General features: G+C 37.0%; 8 protein-coding genes and 1 pseudogene. All 9 read right to left on the reverse strand.

Going from position 1 to position 18,982, the window contains the following annotated elements:
* Positions 1 to 95 precede the first annotated feature (95 nt).
* A complete protein-coding gene (locus Q0486_RS11680) occupies positions 96 to 2,783 on the reverse strand; it encodes a glycoside hydrolase family 2 TIM barrel-domain containing protein (protein WP_299233426.1) in 2,688 nt (895 codons plus the stop codon).
* Positions 2,784 to 2,844: 61 nt separating this feature from the next.
* Complete coding sequence (locus Q0486_RS11685; RefSeq protein WP_299233429.1) at positions 2,845 to 4,404, reverse strand: sulfatase; 1,560 nt, start codon at positions 4,402 to 4,404, stop codon at positions 2,845 to 2,847.
* Positions 4,405 to 4,534: 130 nt separating this feature from the next.
* A complete protein-coding gene (locus tag Q0486_RS11690; RefSeq protein WP_299233432.1) occupies positions 4,535 to 6,100 on the reverse strand; it encodes an arylsulfatase in 1,566 nt (521 codons plus the stop codon).
* Positions 6,101 to 6,118: 18 nt separating this feature from the next.
* Positions 6,119 to 7,156: a glycoside hydrolase family 18 protein gene (locus Q0486_RS11695; protein WP_363317994.1), complete on the reverse strand. Its 1,038-nt coding sequence runs from the start codon at positions 7,154 to 7,156 to the stop codon at positions 6,119 to 6,121.
* Between the two features lie 12 nt (positions 7,157 to 7,168).
* Positions 7,169 to 9,151 (reverse strand): annotated as a pseudogene (locus Q0486_RS11700) (family 20 glycosylhydrolase); the annotation flags it as partial.
* Positions 9,152 to 9,166: 15 nt separating this feature from the next.
* Positions 9,167 to 10,723, reverse strand: a complete 1,557-nt coding sequence (locus Q0486_RS11705) for a beta-galactosidase (protein ID WP_299233435.1) — start codon at positions 10,721 to 10,723, stop codon at positions 9,167 to 9,169.
* A gap of 239 nt (positions 10,724 to 10,962) precedes the next feature.
* A complete protein-coding gene (locus tag Q0486_RS11710) occupies positions 10,963 to 13,398 on the reverse strand; it encodes a glycoside hydrolase family 2 TIM barrel-domain containing protein (RefSeq protein WP_299233443.1) in 2,436 nt (811 codons plus the stop codon).
* Between the two features lie 302 nt (positions 13,399 to 13,700).
* On the reverse strand, positions 13,701 to 15,722 hold the full coding sequence (locus Q0486_RS11715) for a RagB/SusD family nutrient uptake outer membrane protein (RefSeq protein ID WP_299233445.1): 2,022 nt from the start codon (positions 15,720 to 15,722) through the stop codon (positions 13,701 to 13,703).
* Positions 15,723 to 15,733: 11 nt separating this feature from the next.
* Positions 15,734 to 18,931 carry a TonB-dependent receptor gene (locus Q0486_RS11720; RefSeq protein WP_299233447.1) on the reverse strand — a complete coding sequence of 1,066 codons (3,198 nt, stop codon included), beginning with the start codon at positions 18,929 to 18,931 and terminating at the stop codon, positions 15,734 to 15,736.
* Positions 18,932 to 18,982: the final 51 nt, after the last annotated feature.

Genomic DNA, 18,982 nt, shown 5'->3' on the forward strand with positions numbered 1-18,982 from the left:
TTCGAAAAAAATGCGGTCAAATTTCAGATAAAACGTGACCACGTTTTATCTGAAATTTGACCGCATTTTTTGGGGGAGTATAAGGAATCAAAATTTTACTCAAAATCACTCTGTTGTTTCTCAACCTCTTTAAGTTTTAATCGGCTAAGTTCCTGTTGAAGTCTTTTAATCTCCTCTTCATAATCATTTTCTTTCTCAGATATTGATTTATTTGTTATTCTATTACCTTTCAGAAGAAGGGAAATCTCATTCTTGTCAGCAATAAGCTTATGTTTTGACTCAACAGTTTTAATTGTAAGTTCGGCAGATAAAGGAGTATGGATTCCTTCAAATACAACTGAAGCCTTAACTTTTATATCACCGGCATCGGTATTGGAACGAACCAGTACAGGAGCAGTTCCCCATTGTACTTCGCGAGGGTTAGTGAAAGTATTATTATCTGCTACAAGTTCACCGTTACCCTCAATTTCGAACTTGATATGGTAATTGTTCAGTCGCTTGATGTTCCCTTTATCATCTGCAACAGCAGCAACAACAGTAACTAAATCAGAACCGTTTGCTTCCAGATCCATATTTTCATTATCTGCCCATAATATAAGTTTAGAAGGGCGACGTGTTGGCATAACTTTATGAGTGGCTACAACCTTGCCGTCTATCAAACCTTCTGCCAGCAAGTAAGAGTCATTATGTTTTCTTTCACGGGCAAGCTTTTTATCATACATCACATCCCATACATTTTCAAATGTAATTATGGGCGAAGGCATTCCGTCTGTAGTTTTTTCTTTCTTATATACCAACTGTTTTCCGTCCTTACAATAAGTTAAACGAACCTCATCACAGTTACTATATACGGTTACATTTTTAGGCGAGAACGGTGTCATTGCATTGGCAATATATACCATAGGACCTGTTTCAGAAATAAGTTTGTCATTCTTCTCGGTCGGACGTTGCGAACAAAACATGTAATACGATAATTTAGGTTGACGGAAAGCATCCATTATACCTCCATAGAATGGATCAGGATGATATCCGCGCTGATGGTCAAACGAATGCCACAGACATCCTCCCATGTGCTGACGGCTGTTTCTGTAAAGAGCGTCATAGCATGTATATTTATAGTCTGTCTTTGCATATCCCTGTGCTTGAATCAACATAGGAACTTCACCCCAAGCCCTGTTCACACGGCTAGGAGAATTATGTGAGTTCCAGTCATCAACATTGTCTCCCCATTCACGTGTAAAATACGAAATCTTAGGATTCATAGTTTGAGTATTAAAAGCACCGCCTGCTCCGTTAAGAGGATGTGTGAAATGAATAGGGAAATATTCGCTTCCTCTTGCAGTCACGTCACAACCTGCATAACAATAAGGATATGGATATTCTTCATGCAGAATATCAACTACGTTCTTGGCAAAATCTTCCGGATACCATGTTTCGTTTAGAATTGGTTCCCACATCCATACTGAAGGGTGATTACGGTCGCGTCTTACCATATTTCTTATATCACTGTATACTCTTTGGGCAAATACAGGTGCATCGTTCCAGAACTGCCATCCTGGTGTATTTACTATCACAAAAAGTCCCAGTTCGTCGCATGCGTCCATAAAAGCAGGGTCTTGAGGATAGTGAGCATTTCTTATCACTCTCAGACCTGCGTCGCGCAATTTCTTTGCATCTCTCCAGTGCAGGCTGTTTGACAAGGCATTACCAATTACAGCAAAATCCTGATGTCTGTTAGCTCCGATAAGAGGGTAGGGGTAAGGTTTTCCGTTAAGCCAGAAACCATCTTTACCTTTAAACTCAATACTTCGTATGCCGATTCTTCTTCGATATCCGTCAATTATATTACCTTCCTTATCTTTTACCAACACATGAAGCTGATACAAATAAGGAGAATCCGGTTCCCAAAGATGTGGTGTCTCAACATTAACGTTTACAGTTGTTTTACGTGCTTTACCTTTTGATACGGAGAAATTCTTTCCTGTAGAAAGTATTCTTTTTCCATCCATGTTATAAAGTTCGTATTCCACTCTGCCGGAAAATGATTTTACCGACATGTTTCTGATGTGAGCATCAAGGCGTATGTCGGCCGATTTTTCTGATACATTATTATAAGAAACAAACAAACCTCCACCAGCAGTTTCATTTTCATAATTCGGATCGGTTATAAAAACATTATTATGGGCTATCATCCAGCAGTCACGATATATTCCACCAAAATAAGCGAAATCAAGCATATCCTGCTGCTTTCCGGGAGGATAAGAAGGGTCATCGCTATTGTCTGCCCATACGGTTATAATATTATCTTTTCCGTACACAAGGTAATCTGTTACATCGGATATTACTGGAAGGAATCCGCCAAAATGTTCTTTAACAAGTTTGCCGTTAATCCATACCTTTGATTTACCCATAATGGCTTCAAAATGCAGAAACAGCCTTTTACCTTTCCATTCCTCTTCAGGAGTAAAATGTTTTCGGTACCAAACTTCACCCTGGTAATTTATACAACCGCTAGCCTCGGTAGGAAGTGTTTCCATTCCGTCAGGAAGAGATACCAGTGTCCAATTGCTGTCATCAAAGTTTATTTCCTCCGCACCCTGTACCTTGCCTTTAAAGAAACGCCATGCAGGGTTCATACTATAGACTGTTCTACCGGTGTTATTCAGCTGATAGAACCCAGCCGTGGAATATTCCGGCTGATGAAATACGGTTGATGCTTTTAAAGTTAAAGCATACGAAAAATTAAATAATATACAAACAAAAAATAATAATACCTTTTTCATAGATATACGATATTTAAAATATTACAAATACTTTATGTAAACGATGAGACTTCTAATAAACTTAATATATTTCATCCGGGAAAGGCAATGATTTACCGTTGGCTTTAAGCTTAGGCCTTTGAGCTTCTCTTTCTCTCAAATAATCAGACAACTCAATACATAACTGTTTTACGATTTCAGGTTTCTCTGAAGCCAAATCATTCTGTTCTGATATATCATCCATTATATTATATAATCTGATTTTACCGTTTTGCCAATGGTAAATAAGATGATACTCTCCTTTAAGAATTGAGGAGTACGCACCATATCCTTCTTCAATATCCTGAGTTTCTCCCCATAAGTTCGGGAAATGCCATACTATGGATTTATTTGTAGATATATCATCAACATTTTTCAAGCATCTTACAAAACTTTTACCGTCAATTTTCTGAATGGTCTTATATTTCTTTATTCCGGCCATTTCAATTATAGTAGGGAAAAAATCTTCAATGATGATTTTTTCGGAACAGCTGCTGTTAGGTTTTGTTATATTGGGCCAATAAACAATCATAGGCTCTCTGACACCACCCATGAAAGCAGAGCCTTTGCCTGCTCTTGCCGGATAGTTAGGGTCTCTATTAGGTGTACCTTCTCTACAATATCCCAAGGCTTGTCCACCATTATCTGACATAAAAAGAATGATTGTATTTTGTGCAAGTTTAGGATCAGACTGGATATAATCCATAATATCTCCCAAACTTTTATCCATACCTTCTACAAGTGCAGCGTATTTTGCCTCTTTCTCTCCTAATTCAGTTTTCAACAGTCTGTCGTACTTCCCTCTATAGTTATCACTAAACCTTTTATCATCTTCTATAGGAGTGTGTACAGCATAATGTGACATATAAAGGTAAAAAGGTAAATCTTCTTCTACTGCTTTTTTCATCTCTTTTATAGCCTCTATAGTTAATGCTTCTGTTAGAAATATATTCTTTCCATGATATTTTTCTAATCCCTTAACTGCAAATCTGGATCCTTCACCGAAATTTTTTGTTCCCAGATAACTTCCGGGAGCACCATTGGGACCTCCTGCTATATTTACGTCAAAACCCATATTGGATGGATCGGCACCAGGAGTTGTCCTTGCGCCAAAGTGAGCTTTACCGCAATGTATTGTTTTATAACCGTTATCTTTTAAAATCTGCGGTAGAGATGTTATTGCCGTAGAATTATTAATAATGCCTTTTTTATTTGCAGGTTGAATTCCATTATAATTCCATTCCGGAAGTTCTATGATATCACTGCTTTGGTCTGTTTTCTGATTAAGTTCAAGAGTCCAGTTTGTTACCCTATGTCTTGATGCATTCATTCCTGACATAAGGCTACATCTTGTTGGTGATGATATGGCACAAGAATAAGCTTGTGTAAATTTTACGCCTAGTTTGGCCAGACGTTCCATGTTTGGTGTATTGTAACGCAAATTCAATTCTGTAACTTCATTATCATAAAATGGAACTGAAGTGTCTTGCCAGCCCATATCATCCACCAGGAACATAATAATATTAGGCTTGGAAGTCTTAGCCGTAGAATAAGAAATACAGTATAAACTTAATGATATAAGAGAAAATATTTTATGATTCATAGTTCTTGTTTTTTATTAAAAATACTTGATATAAAGAGTGATACATGCAAGTTCTTTTTATTCTCTATATTATCCAATACCTATTATGTTTTTCCTGCAAGCATGTAATCACTCTATATATTATTAATTTTTATTTGCCAGTCTGATTACTGTTCTTTGCCTTATAAAAATTAATTCTTTCTGTCCATGGCTTATTTTCAAGAGGGAATACCTTATGTGTATTTGCCCATTCTATCCATTTGGATTCAAGCTCTTCCACCTTATCAGGGTATTGGGATGATAGATCGGTAGTTTCGAAAGGGTCTGTTTTAAGATCTATCAGTTCCCATTGTTCATCACGGTTTGCCTTTACAAGCTTCCATGAACCATCTATTATAGCGCACGAACTCTGATGTTCGAAATACAGTGTCCGGCTTTCTGTTGCTTTGCCTTCTGATGCAGGTAGAAGATTTTTACCTTCAAGATCGTTATGGGAAAAATTATCAGGATAACTTACATTACCTAAAGCCATACATGTTGGGATAACATCTATGATATGGGCAGGCTGGTTACATATTTTTCCCTTCATCTTATTCTTCTTTCTGTCGCCGTATGTGAGTATAAATGGAGTACTTGTACCACCCTGGAATACCCATCTCTTGTAACTGCGATATGGAGTGTTCGAAAGGTCGGACATGAGTTGACCAATATATCCGCCCTCGTCTGTAGCACCGTTATCACTCAGGAAAATAAATACGGTGTTTTCATACATGCCTTTCTTCTTTATGGCATCTACAAGCTTTCCAATACCCTCATCCATAATTTCTATCATTGCGGAATAAGTAGCCATATCTCTAATCCACTTTTCCTGTTGCTCTTTTGACAAATCCTCCCATGCCGGGCGCTTTCCTCCGAACTCTTTATTGAATATTGGTAATTCCATATCGGTAGGAACAATGCCCAATTCTTTCTGTTTTTCGAATCTTTGTCTGCGAAGCACGTCATATCCCACTTTATATCTTTCTATGCACTTCATTACATATTCTTCAGGAGCCTGTAAAGGAAGGTGAGGAGCATAATGTGCCACATAAAGAAACATAGGATTTTCAGTGTTATGTCGGTTAACGAAGCATACTGCAGAGTCTGTAATGGCATTTGTGTAATAATAATCATCAGGCAGATTGTTGACTTTTTCAAGGTCATTATATACAGGAGAAGGCTTGTAATAGCTTCCACCACCATGGAGACAACCATAATATCTGTCAAATCCTCTCTGCACAGGATAACTTCCATTTGGAGAATCATAGCCTCCGGTAGTAGTTACATGCCATTTTCCACTCATATATGTACTGTATCCACCAGATTTCATTATTTCGGCAATCGTGGGATATTCTTTGTCAATCTGCCCCCTGTATCCTGGACGGTGTTCATCAACCTCTGCCATCCATCCCATTCCAGCCTGATGCTGGTATCTTCCTGTAAGCAGTGCGGCACGGCTTGGACAACTGCGTCCTGTATTCTTGAACTGGCTGAATCGGACTCCTTCCTTGGCGAGTCTGTCTATGTTGGGAGTTCTTATTTCACTGCCATAGCAACCAAGATCGGAGAATCCCATGTCGTCACACATTATAAGAACAATATTGGGTGAACTGTTTTTATTAGCCAATGCAGTTTGAGAAACAGCTGCAAGAATAACCGAGAGATAAAAATTGTTCATATTAATATTGATTTTAGTTTATTGTCTTACTATATCTATCAAATGATGTTTTATATATTCATCTGTATTTTCAGAGTCATGAGAGTCATATGAAAATTCCCACCAGAAAACTCCAAGATATTCTTTTTGCTTAATCCATTCAAGTTTAGTCTTTATTGTCTCAGGAGTTTCCATTGTTATAAATTCATTTTTGTCCGGTGAATAAAAATAATTCACTTTTGCTTCGTTGTCGTATTCAGAACTCCATCCTTCTTTAAGAAGAGGAAGAAATGAATTATAGCTGAAGTAACGACCATATTTATCAAGTTTTCCGTCTATTTTTTGTCCCGGTTTTATACCCTTATATCTAAAACCATAATTAGCAAGACCGATATTTAGTTTTGACTTGTTGAAAACTTCCCAGTTCTTCAATTCTCTTTCAATGCCATTAAGTGGTGTGTTATGGCCAGCCTGGTTTCCCCATATCCCACCTCCCATGTCATATGTCATAATATTTATCCAATCTACGTATTTCACAAGTTCGTCGGCAAGTTCTTTGTTATAGACTCTCCAGCTGTGAAGGGCTGTGGTGAGGTATAGTTTTCTTCCTTTTTCAGATTCCATACTGTCCAGCTTAGTTCTGATTTCTTTCATCAGCTTACAATGCAAGTTAACGTCAAGGTCGCTCTCCCAATCTATTTCTATACCATCATAATTATATTTACCGGCAAATTCTGTCATAAAAGTCGTGAACCGTTTTCTTTTAACTTCATCTTTAACGATATCAATGAAACCTTCTCCTGCAAACGATATCATAACTCTGGTGTCATTTTCTTGTGCTTTTTTTATGAAATATGGTATGATTTCCATATTTCTGTCTTTAGCATACTTATGATTTTCTACTAATATTTTATTTATTTCATTCTGTGACTTTCCAAAATCAAATGATTTCCAGTCTGGTGCAGCCATCAGATAAATGTAGTCAAACTGTCTGAAGTTGATTTTATCAATAAATGGAATATTTTTAAGTCCACTACCGATAACGTATGTAGAATGTTTCAAGTTTCCAACTTTCATATTGGTATGTTCGCATCTCAAATTTCTTATAGAACCCTTGAAGCCTTGTTCAGTATTTCCAAGCTGTTCCAAAGGGAATATAAGAGTTTCGCGATACCATATTTTGTCCAGTCTTTCAGCCTTTTTGTTGTAAACCTGTCCAATCTTTCCTTCAAGTCTCTCTTTAAGTTCTCCATTAATATATAGTGAAGTTCCGTCTTTATTACCTTCAACCTTAACTTTTGTCCATTCGCCCGGTTTGAGACTAAAATTGTGAAATACCATTTCGTAACCTTCTCTTGTAAATGCGAATTTACCGGTATTATGCCAGTTGGCTACAAAAACCGAATGCGGTCCTTTAAAAAGTACAGCATCTATCATTGGGTCTTGGTGGTCAGCACAAATATCGAATTCTACAGAATATGGGTATCCTATTTCCTTAACAGCTGTTGTTATTTTATTTTTTCCGTCAAGTCTTATTTCTTTATTATATTCCGTAAGATTCATTGGTGCATTTACTTTTGCTGCAATATTTACTCCGGGAGCTTCCGGTGTAGTCTTACACAGTTTTTCGAATGAACTGTATGACATCTTATTGTGGTTTTCGCCTTTCCAAAGTTTGTCTGACAATAACTGCATGGCTGGAAATACACGTATATGTACATCCTGTTCTGATATTCCATTACCGATACGGTCGTTCCATTCGGCAAACATCGCTCCAAGGATATTAGGATTCTTTTCTATTTTATGCCCTTCTTTCATCATTTCCGGTGTCCAGTTTTCATAAATCCATTTACAGTCCAGAAAATCATGGTAATAGTTTACAGCCGGTACAATGTATAGAAAACGGTCGCACATGTTGACAACTTTGGCGCCGGCTTTTATTGCACTTTCCATATCCATCCACCCGTAGTTCCATGCACTGACAACTGTACCGTTCAAATCAACTTTAGTATTGCCTTTCATTTGGTTGAGGCTTCCCCACAAGCGAGGTGTTTTTCCATAGTTCTTCACCATGCTGAGGCAATGATTGGTGAATACTCTGAACTGTTCTCCCTCTTTCAAGTTATATTCATCTGTACCTATGTGGACTTCATCACCAATGAAAACAGGATTTTCACCGGACAGATACTCGTCAAACAGATTATCTACAAATGTATATACTTCTTCTTTGTATAAATCAAGATGATCCATACCATACTCTTTGCATGAAGCAGCCAGATTGGGATTATAATGAGCAAAAGCCAATGAATGAGCTGGTACATCTATTTCAGGAATAATCTTAATACCATATTCAGCAGCCATAATCTGCAAGTTTCTGAATTCTTCTTTGGTGTAATGACCGTCTTTAGCCGCTAATCCCGGATATCTTTCGCTTTCCAGTCTGTATGCCGAATATGTATCATTCCAGTCATTGTTGAAGAATTCAACGAATCCGTTATCATTGAGATGTATCTGAAGTTCGTTCATCTTATAGAAAGACATAATTTTGATATATTTCTTCAGAAAATCCAAAGAAAAAAACTTCCTGCCTACATCAATCATGAAGCCTCTGCTAGGGTATTCAGGATAATCTATAGCTTTGCCTTTTTGCAATCCATCAGGTTGGTTATATAGCATTTGCAATAGCGTTCTGGTACCCCAAAATACACCTTTCTTATTGGAAGCTTGAATTGTTATATTATTGGAAATTTTCATCTCATAACTCTCATCACCAAACTTCGATGATGATTTGCCAAGAGATAATATAATAGCATTTTTCGAAGGTTTACCAACTTCTATACTGTACTCCCAACCGAACATTTCCTTAATGTCCTCTGAAAGCTGTTTTGCACACCACTCTAACTGATGTTTGTCTTTTTCTGAAATATATATAGTTCCTTTTTCTTTCAGAGATAAAACACCTTTTGAGCTTTCCCATTTTTGCAATGCTGGTATAACTTTAGGAAAATTATTGCTACTCCAAATAGACACGCAAGCCAATAATAGAGATATAATCAAATATAATCTTTTCATGGTTATGTATGGTATTTATTGTTTAGCACTTATGTTAACGAATATAGGATCTGCATTCTTGAACTTATCTATTGCCAGTGTTTTCAGTTTTCCCTTTTTAAGTTTTAGCATGCAAGTCTCTATTAATATGCCGGATTGATATATTCTTACTTCAAATATACCATCTTTTTCGGATAATAGATTAATTTTAAAATTTTCTGTGCTCTTTATGAGTTTTTTTGTTTCCGATAGAGTTGGTATGTAAATCATAGCAAGAGTTCCTTCATTCTCGGCATTCAGGTGGCTTACCCGCATGTGTGTTTCGGATATAGTACATGTCACACTTCCAGGTCCCGGTAGTCCGGAAAAAATTATTTTTTCATTTTCTCTAATATTGGAAAACATCTTTTTTAGAACTTCTCTAGCTGAAATAGAGTCAGGCAGTTCTTTTCTGACTTCTCCGTAGCAGTATACGCCGAATCCTTGGGAAGCTCTTTCCAATGTGTGCATAACAAAGCTATTGAAATCTTCCGGTTTGTTGAATTTTCCAATACCTATTTCTGAAGGTATAAGGATTGGTAATTTGAAATTATAGCTATTTTCATTGTATCTTTCATCCAAACCTAATATAGCCTTATATCCCCATTGTTTGTAAAACATGGTTCCGATAGCATCAAGATTACCATCTGCATAAGTTGCAGCACTGGTTCCTGTCATATTTATCCTGTTTCTGTCTCCTGCTTCAGCTTGTCCGGCATCTAAATTGAATGATAGTATTTTATATGGGTCTATTTCATGATACGCAGTTGTAAATTGTTTCCACCACCAGTTTATAGCCTCTTTTTTAAATTGGTTATAATCGGTTTTGTTTGTTTGGGTTTTCCATATTTCATAAAGTTTGTTTGTTATAGGATTGAAATCGCTTTCATCAAGAAAACTAAATCCTTCTTCGTTTCCTAGTTGTACTCCTATTACAGTATCACTGTAACGATAATGTTGAGCTATTTTTCTCATTAACCTTTTGATTCTTACAAATATTTCAGGATGGCCATATACATGTAATGGTCTAATACCTCCATTTTCGACGAGTGATTTTACATTCTTGTATATTTTTGTACCTTGTTTTGGCCATTGCATTGTGTAGTTACATGAATCTCGGTTGTCCAGGTTAAAAGTCCAGGCATTTTCTGCTCCGTGAGGTGGAACTCCATTATGTTGGGTGTGCAGAAACAATACCCAGTTTATTTTAAGTCCCTGACGCTTAGCTGCTGAGGCGACCATGTCTGCGAAAGAAAAGTCAAAACAGTTATCAGATGTTTCAATATCTTCCCAATGAATCATGACAAATGCAGTATTTGCGCCTATGGATTTCATGTCGCTAAAAACAGAATCGTAGTTGGTGTCTGGTTCATATCTTGTATCCCAATAGCCTGTTTCAATAGCTTTTATGAAGAAAGGTTTCATTTCACCGTTCTGCCTGGTCATAAAAACTACTTTGCCGTTTGATAGTCTTATCAGACCACATTCTGATTTTATTGTATCTTTATATTTATAGTCCGTAATATTGGCTGATTTTATAGATATTTTATCCATAAAATTGTAATCCTGCATTTGTGAATACAAGGCTTCAAAAGAAAATATAAGAAATAATGGAAGGAAGTATTTAAAGGTCAACATGTTATGTGATTTTTTTTACTTTGTAGAATCTGTCCAACGTTCTAAATATTATTTGTGTAAAATATATATAATTGTCGTAGAATACAAATGCAATAGATATATTTTAGAGTTATGCATATAAACATTTTGAACATTGGACAGAACGTGTTATTATATTATTTTACATTTATTTTTATCTTACCAGTTTTCACTCCCTTAGCCGAAGCCTGAAGCTCTATTTCGCCTGATTTCTCGCCTGACTGGACTATTACAGTCAGCATACCGCTGAATGCGTGCATACGAGGAAGATGAAAGAGATCAAGACAAGTAGGGTCTCCATTGGTTGAGGCACGATATTTTCCGGCACCTTTTACTTTGAAGTTGACAAGGCGACCATCGGTTGGACAAAGATTACCGTCTTTATCGACTATTTTCAGTGTAATATATGCCAAATCTTTTCCATCTGCTTTCAATATAGGATAATCTGTTGAAAGTTCAATATGATGAGGTTTGCCTGCTGTACAGACTGTTTTCTCTGCTACAGCTTTATTATTACTGTCGTATGCAACAACCTTAACCTCACCTGGCTCATATATAGCGTCATGCCACATAAGTCGGTAACGGTTTTCTACAGTTCCGTTCTTGTGTTTTGACTGCTTGCCATAACTCTTGCCGTTTATAAACAATTCAGCACTAGGGTAGTTGGTATATACAAATACAGGAACTTTCTTTCCTTCATGTCCTTCCCAGTTCCAGTGAGGTAGGATATGTAGTGTTTCTGCATCCTTGTTCCATACGCTGCGGTAAAGATAATATCTGTCCTTAGGGATAGAAGCCAGGTCTATTATCCCAAACATGGAACTGTGGTTAGGCCATGCATTTGTATCGTACGGACTTGGTTCTCCAAGATAGTCGAAACCAGTCCAGACGAATTGTCCAATAGTCCATTCGTGGTCATCTGCACGGGCAAAGTCTATGTCCGGTATATTAGACCATGAGCAGTATTCAAGATCGTAAGAAGAAGATTGATGATCTTCATACATTGCTCCAGCCTTTCGTTCTGCAGGTAGCTTATATACACCTCGTGAACTGACTGTAGATGATGTTTCCGAACCAAGTACAATATTCTGTGGAAGACGCTCGTAGGCTTCATCGTACATGTGTGCACGGTAGTTGAAACCTGGTATATCCAGCATGGCTGCAAAACCGTTGCCCAGTACACTCTGAACCTGATCCATTCCGCATGTGACAGGGCGGGTAGGGTCTTCGCGATGACAAATGTCCTGAAGGAATTTTGCAACTTTATAACCGTCTGCACTCCACTGTGTAGGCACTTCATTACCTATACTCCACATTACTACACACGGATTGTTACGGTATTGATGAAGCATGTTTATCATATCTTTTTCTGCCCATTCGTTGAAGAATCGGTGATAGCCATTGTCGCATTTTGCAATATCCCATTCGTCGAACGGTTCAAGCATCATCATGAAGCCCATTTCATCACAGAGTGATACAAGTTCGGGCGCAGGCATGTTATGTGCTGTACGTATTGCATCGCACCCCATGTCCTTAAGCAATTTAAGTTGATGACGAAGAGCGGAAACATTAATTGCGGAACCAAGAGGGCCAAGGTCGTGATGATTGCATACTCCCTGAAACTTGCGGTGCTTGCCGTTGAGATAGAATCCCTTGTCTGCAACATACTCTATGGTACGGATACCGAAGCGTGTAGTATATGTATCAAGAAGAGTATCGGATGAATATATCTTGGTTACAGCATTATATAATACAGGAGATTCAGGAGACCATAGCTTAGGATTGTTTACAGTAAAGTTCTGTGTAAAAGGCTGGCCATGGTTGATAATTCCCTTGTTGGTTTTAGAGGCAACAACATCTCCTTCGGAGTCAATAATATCGGTTGTTACTGTAAGAAGAGTCTTGTCTGAGTTTAGAATTGTAGTACGAAGGCATACCGAGGCATAGTCTTTCTTAACATGAGGAGTTGTTATCTGGGTACCCCATACAGGTACATGAATTTTTTCTGTACTTACCACACGTACATGACGGTAAATGCCAGCACCCGGATACCAACGAGATGATTGAGGACGGTTCTCCAGACGTACTGCTAGCACATTGTTTTTGCCGTTAGCATTAACAAAACCTGTTACGTCGCAATGGAATGAATTGTAACCACATGGCCAGAAGCAGGTTTCTTTACCGTTTACATAAACACGTGCCTCACTCATGGCACCATCGAATATAAGTGTGGTATTTTTGTTAGGTTCAGATTCAAAGGTAGTGCGGTACCATCCAATCCCAACGTATGGCAAACCTCCGGTACGGCCTGTCTTAAGGCTTGCCTGAGTCTCAAAATTCTGTTTAACCGCAACGTTTTGAAGGTCGTTGTTTACATCAAAAGGACCATATATAGCCCAGTCGTGAGGTACTGTAACATTTTCCCAGCCGGAATCGTTAAAGTCCGGTCTTTCGGCTCCCGCGACTTCACCTTTAGTAAATTTCCAGCCCTTTTCTAATGACTGTTCGCTACGCTGTGCAAAAAGACTTAGCGTTGCTATAAGTCCTAGTGTTGTAAAGAATAGTTTTTTCATAATCAAATTTTTTTATACGTGTCAATAATATAATATAGTATAGTACTAATTTAGTTAAAGAATCAACACGTAACGAACTTATGGTAACATAAGGAGTGTCATTTTATCCAGTATATGTTGAAAAGTCTAATGAAAAAAGCTAATTATATAAATACTGAATAGAAAACTTTTAAAATATATTACTATTCTATTTTTCACTATTACCATAATTCATTATAATAATAAAACCTATTAACAGAAGGTTGTATCGCAAAAAATATTTTCCGCGATACAACCTCTATATTCTATATTAACAAATCATATTAAAATTCAGGAGATTGATCAGCTTCTAATGGCCATCCTGGATTCTGATATATTGTAGATGTAGTCAAGTTATCTCCGCTTGATGTAATTCGGAAATGCCTAATGGAAATTGGATTTAAATAATGTGCTTCACACCATGAATATCCTGATGCATACATTAAGTTATTTTCTTTCACTATTCTGTATGGAGAAAGATATTTACCAGTTGTTGTAGGATTGGATACATTTGCATTAGAACTTTCATCAGAAACGAGTAATGACTTATCTGTTTTTTTATCTTTGTACATATCCTTCAATTCAGATTCCCAAAGATTCACACCTTCCGGCCAGAAGTTTTTAACTTGATCAAGTGCTCTCCACCTACGTAAGTCATTCATGCGGAATCCTTCTTCCACAAGTTCGCAACGGCGTTCTCTTCTGATACTATACATTAGAGGTGTCACTTTTTGGCCATGAGAATATACAGCGAAGTCACTTTCCTTATCAAGATTAGTATTATTAACAGTAACCTTGTAATCGCGTGGCAAACCAGCACGTTCTCTTAAATCACCCCAATATTTTTCAGCATCAGCGTCGATGGATTGTCCATCAGTTTCAATAGCTGATGCTTCTATATAGTTCAGATATGCCTCTGTAGAGCGGTAAACCGGACATGCTTCAATTGCTGTGTTACCATCTCTATACCAATGATTTGACAATCCTTTTCGCATCTGATATCCTGTTACACATTTCTTTTCTGTAATATCAAGGATGTTAGGAGCTACAGCTAAAGTGTCGTTATATGGTTTTCCATCACCATCTTTTAATGGCTCTGGAGTTAATAATTCCTTTGGAGTCATCATAAACAACTGCAAACGTAAATCTCTGTTTTTTCTAACGTCTAATAGTGAACCGTCTCCTTTATATTGATTAGTGCTATAGATAGGCATTCCGTCTCTACATAAGAATGTTTCTACAAATTGACGTGTAAAACCGCTATTTCCACCAACTCTTAAGTAAAATGGTGCAGAATGTACCACATTATATTCATCCAAATTATAACTTCTCCACATGAGTATTTCAGAATAACCTTCTAAGTTGTCGGCAGAGAATTGTGCAAAATAAGGATTGCTCATCTTATATTGCTCTTCGTCTGTAGGTACTATTTCATCAGTACAACTTACAGCTGTATTTTGTGATAATGGTGCATTCTCTATAACTTGTTTTGCCGCTTTTTTGGCTTCAGTTAAGAAATAACTTATTTCAGCATTCAAATCGAGGCCTGCAACATCCTCTGCCTTTCCTGGCCATCCTGGTCCACCAGGTACTAGGGCAGTATTGCTATGATATTTCAACCAAGATGCTTCAAAAAGTGCTACTCTTGACTTTAGTAATAATGCCACATTTTTGGTAATACGATTTTTACCTCCGGGAGGGGTATTGCTTAAATAGTTATCAATAGCATTATCCAAATCCTTAATAATAAATCTTGCCACTTTATTACGGGGCTGGCGTTTACTTGCTTGTTTCAAGGTTTCCATCTCATCTGGCAGTGTGGTTTCCACAATAGGGAAATCTCCTAAAGTCTGTAACTTGTCAAAATAAGTTTTTGCACGTAAAAATAACAATTCACCGATATAATGTCCGGCATTTACTCCAGATATTTCTTTGTTTTCATAACGAGGAATAACAATCTCTAATGCATAGTTTAATTCTCTGATTTGATTAAAATACCAAGGATCATCAGATTCATTGGAATATGATTCTACAGTTCTCCATTGACCAGGTATCCATTTTTTGTCGTAACTTACGGCTATCTGATTATCTGTTCCATTATCACTAGCCCAAACACCAAGTCCCCATCCACTATGAGTATTGAAATTATAGTGTTTTACAGCATAAGCTGCTATATCATTTTCTGTGTAAAAGAATGTGTTAGGTGTAACACTGTCCAATGGTTGCTTGTTCAAAAAATCATCACATGAAGGCAAAACCATAGTTCCACCTAAAATTAATAACATATATTTTGCTAAGCTTTTCATAAATCTGAATTTTAGAAGTTAACACTTATACCAGTAGAGAATGTACGTGAAAGAGGATATGATTTACCAGATTGTACTCCCCATGTAGCACCATAACCAGTATTTATTGTTTCTGGATCAAATCCATCAGGTAATCCTGAGATTGTGAATAGGTTTTCACCTGAGAAGAATATTCTTACGTTTGACATACCTATTTTCTGTGTAAGGTGATTTGGTAATGTATAGCCAATCTGTAAATTCTTCAAACGCATATATGAGGCATTCTGTAAATATCCTGTTTGTGTCTTTTGGTTTTTATCATAATTGGTTGATAGTGGTCTTGGAAAATATGCATCAAGGTTAGCTCCTTCTGGATCTCCTTCAGGCCTGAAATAATCTAAATGTGATGTAAAGCATGAAGATCCCCACATTCCACCATTGGCTCCCCAGAACATATTGTCTGATAACCAGGCATCTCTTTTCATAACTCCTTGCAAGAATATGCGCATGTCAAATCCTTTCCAGCTTGCATTCATGTCAAGTCCAAAGCGATAACGAGGTGAACTGTTACCGATAATAGTTAAGTCACCCAGGTCTGACAATGTTTTACCTTGGGTAATTCTTCCATCTCCATTTACGTCTTTATACATAATATCTCCTGCAGCCCATTTAGAACCAATTGCGTCCTGTCCGCCATTTGGTAATGAAGCTAAATGTTCATTCATTTCAGCATCTGTTTTTGCTATGCCGATAGTAGTAAGTCCCCATATTTCTCCCATATAATGATTTGCATTCCAGGTATTTAAGTTTCCTGTTGGGTTAGGGTATTTAAGAATCTTTTGTCTGTCATCAGATAGCAAGAAATGTATATTATAACTGAAATCTTTTATACGATCTTGCCAGCCTAAATCAAGTTCCCAACCTACAGATTGCATATCTGCATTATTAACCTTAGGTACTGTAGCACCCAATATTACAGGTAATTCAGGAGCAGGTCCAACCATATCAATTGTCTTACGATTAAAGAAATCAAAGCTCATTGTAAATCGGTTATTTAACATACCTAAATCAAATCCCACATTCCATGAGCGCATGGTTTCCCAACCTAATAATGCAGATACTAAATCTGGAGCATTGGCTGTATTGGGCCTTTCATTATTAATTAACCAATGTGAATCTTTATCAGCTGCAACAAATTTCATTAATTGAATATATGGATATAAGCTTTCTGTATTTTGGTTACCTAATTCACCCCAAGAACCTCTAAACTTAAGATTGTTTACTATATCTAAATATGGTTCCATAAATGCTTCTTTAGCAATATTCCATCCTGCTGAGAAAGATGGGAATACATTCCATCTTTTGTCTGCTGCGAAACGGGATGTTCCGTCATAACGGACATTAACTTCCAATAAATAACGTTCTTTGTAATCATAATTAATACGTCCAAAGAAGCCGGCTGTAGCCCAATGTGTTAATTTTGATTTATCAATAGTTTGTTTACCTGTTGCGGCATTAATATTATCTACTTCATTTGATATAAGGTCTAATGCTGTAGCTTGTAGTTGACGCCATTTATTATTTTCAGCCTGGAAACCTGCCATTACTTTAAAGTTATGGGCATCATTAAATGTATGGCTGTAATCTGAATAGAAATTTATATTAAAATAGTTTGTTCTTTCAGAGCGTTCTGTTACGCTTGTTGTTTTCCAGTCATTAAGTGGATATGGAGTATTATCTACATACCATTTATTTACCTGTAATTTTGCTTTATGAGAGAATTCATCTATTGTTTTATAGTTAAGTTCTCCATAAATTTTCCAATTTTTAATTGGCTCAGCTACAATTTGGAATTGTTGGTATAACCAGTCTGTTTGTGTCGTAATATCGCCACCTTCGTTAGGCGTACTCATAAGTTCTGTAAGATAATGGCCATTTGGATCGTATACAGGCTGCATAGGCCATCTTTTCGCAATATTATGATACATAACGGCATCTTCAAAAGCAGTTGGCTGTGACATATCTCTTCTCATATACTTGGTATTGTATGTCATGTTAAGCCAAGGAAACAATTGAGCGGTAACTTTACCTGTTACAGTATATCTCTTTAAATCATCTCTTTTTACGGCAATCAAACCTTCTTGATTCATGTAGTTGGCAGAAAAATAAAACTGAATCTTTTCTGTGCCACCGTTTGCACTGATTGAATGTTCCTGAGAGAATGCACTTCCACCAAACATAATGTCATACCAATCGTTGTCTGTATTACCAACCCAATCCCAAATATTAGCATTATCCTTACTAGGGAATGTAGTTTGAGTAATTTTACCTTCTTGATAATCCTTTATATTTTGCATACGAGTCTCATCAAAATATGCTACATCACCATCATTGGTAAGCATACGATTAAAATAAGATGCATACGTATATGAATCGGCAACCTTAGGCATATTTATAGCTTGTGACCAACGGAAGTTATTATTATAGTTTATATTAATTTTTCCGGCTTTACCTTTTTTGGTTGTAATTAACACAACACCGAAAGGAGCGCGAGATCCGTAAATAGAAGATGCTGCAGCATCTTTTAATACAGAAATGCTTTCAATGTCTTGAGGGTTTAACATATTCATATTTCCTTCCATTCCATCGATAAGAATAAGAGGGGACCCACTTGATCCACTACCAATAGTGCCGGCTCCACGAATGTTAACAGACATTTCTTGTCCTAATTGCCCTCCATTGCCATTTGACGAATAATCGAAATTCATACCAGGAACAAGTCCTTGTAATGCTTGGCTGACATTACTGACAGGACGAGATGCAAGCTCTTCTGCTCCCACTGTAGAAACAGAACCTGTAAGGTTTACTTTTTTCTGAGTACCAAAACCTACAACAACAACTTCATCTAGTGTCTGAGTATCAGATTTTAGAACAAGGTTAAGCGGAGAACCATCCCAGGTAACTGTTAATGTCTTATATCCAATATAGGATACTTCGATTACATCTCCTTTTTTAAGATTTGATAATGAGAAATTACCATCAAAATCTGTAATTGTACCATTAGTAGTTCCTTTAACTACTACAGATGCACCGATAACTGATTCACCGGTATCATCTTTCACAATACCTTTACAAATGTTGTTCTGTTGAACCACTTCTGATTCTGCCACTCCATTAAGAGATGAGGCTGTAGCTGTTCCAATGGTTACTAAACCCATTGAACACAGCATGCTAACTGTTTTAAAGTCTTTAATCATAGTATTTATAATTGGTGTTTAAAA

It is taken from the genome of uncultured Bacteroides sp., from assembly GCF_937912035.1.
Taxonomy (GTDB): domain Bacteria; phylum Bacteroidota; class Bacteroidia; order Bacteroidales; family Bacteroidaceae; genus Phocaeicola.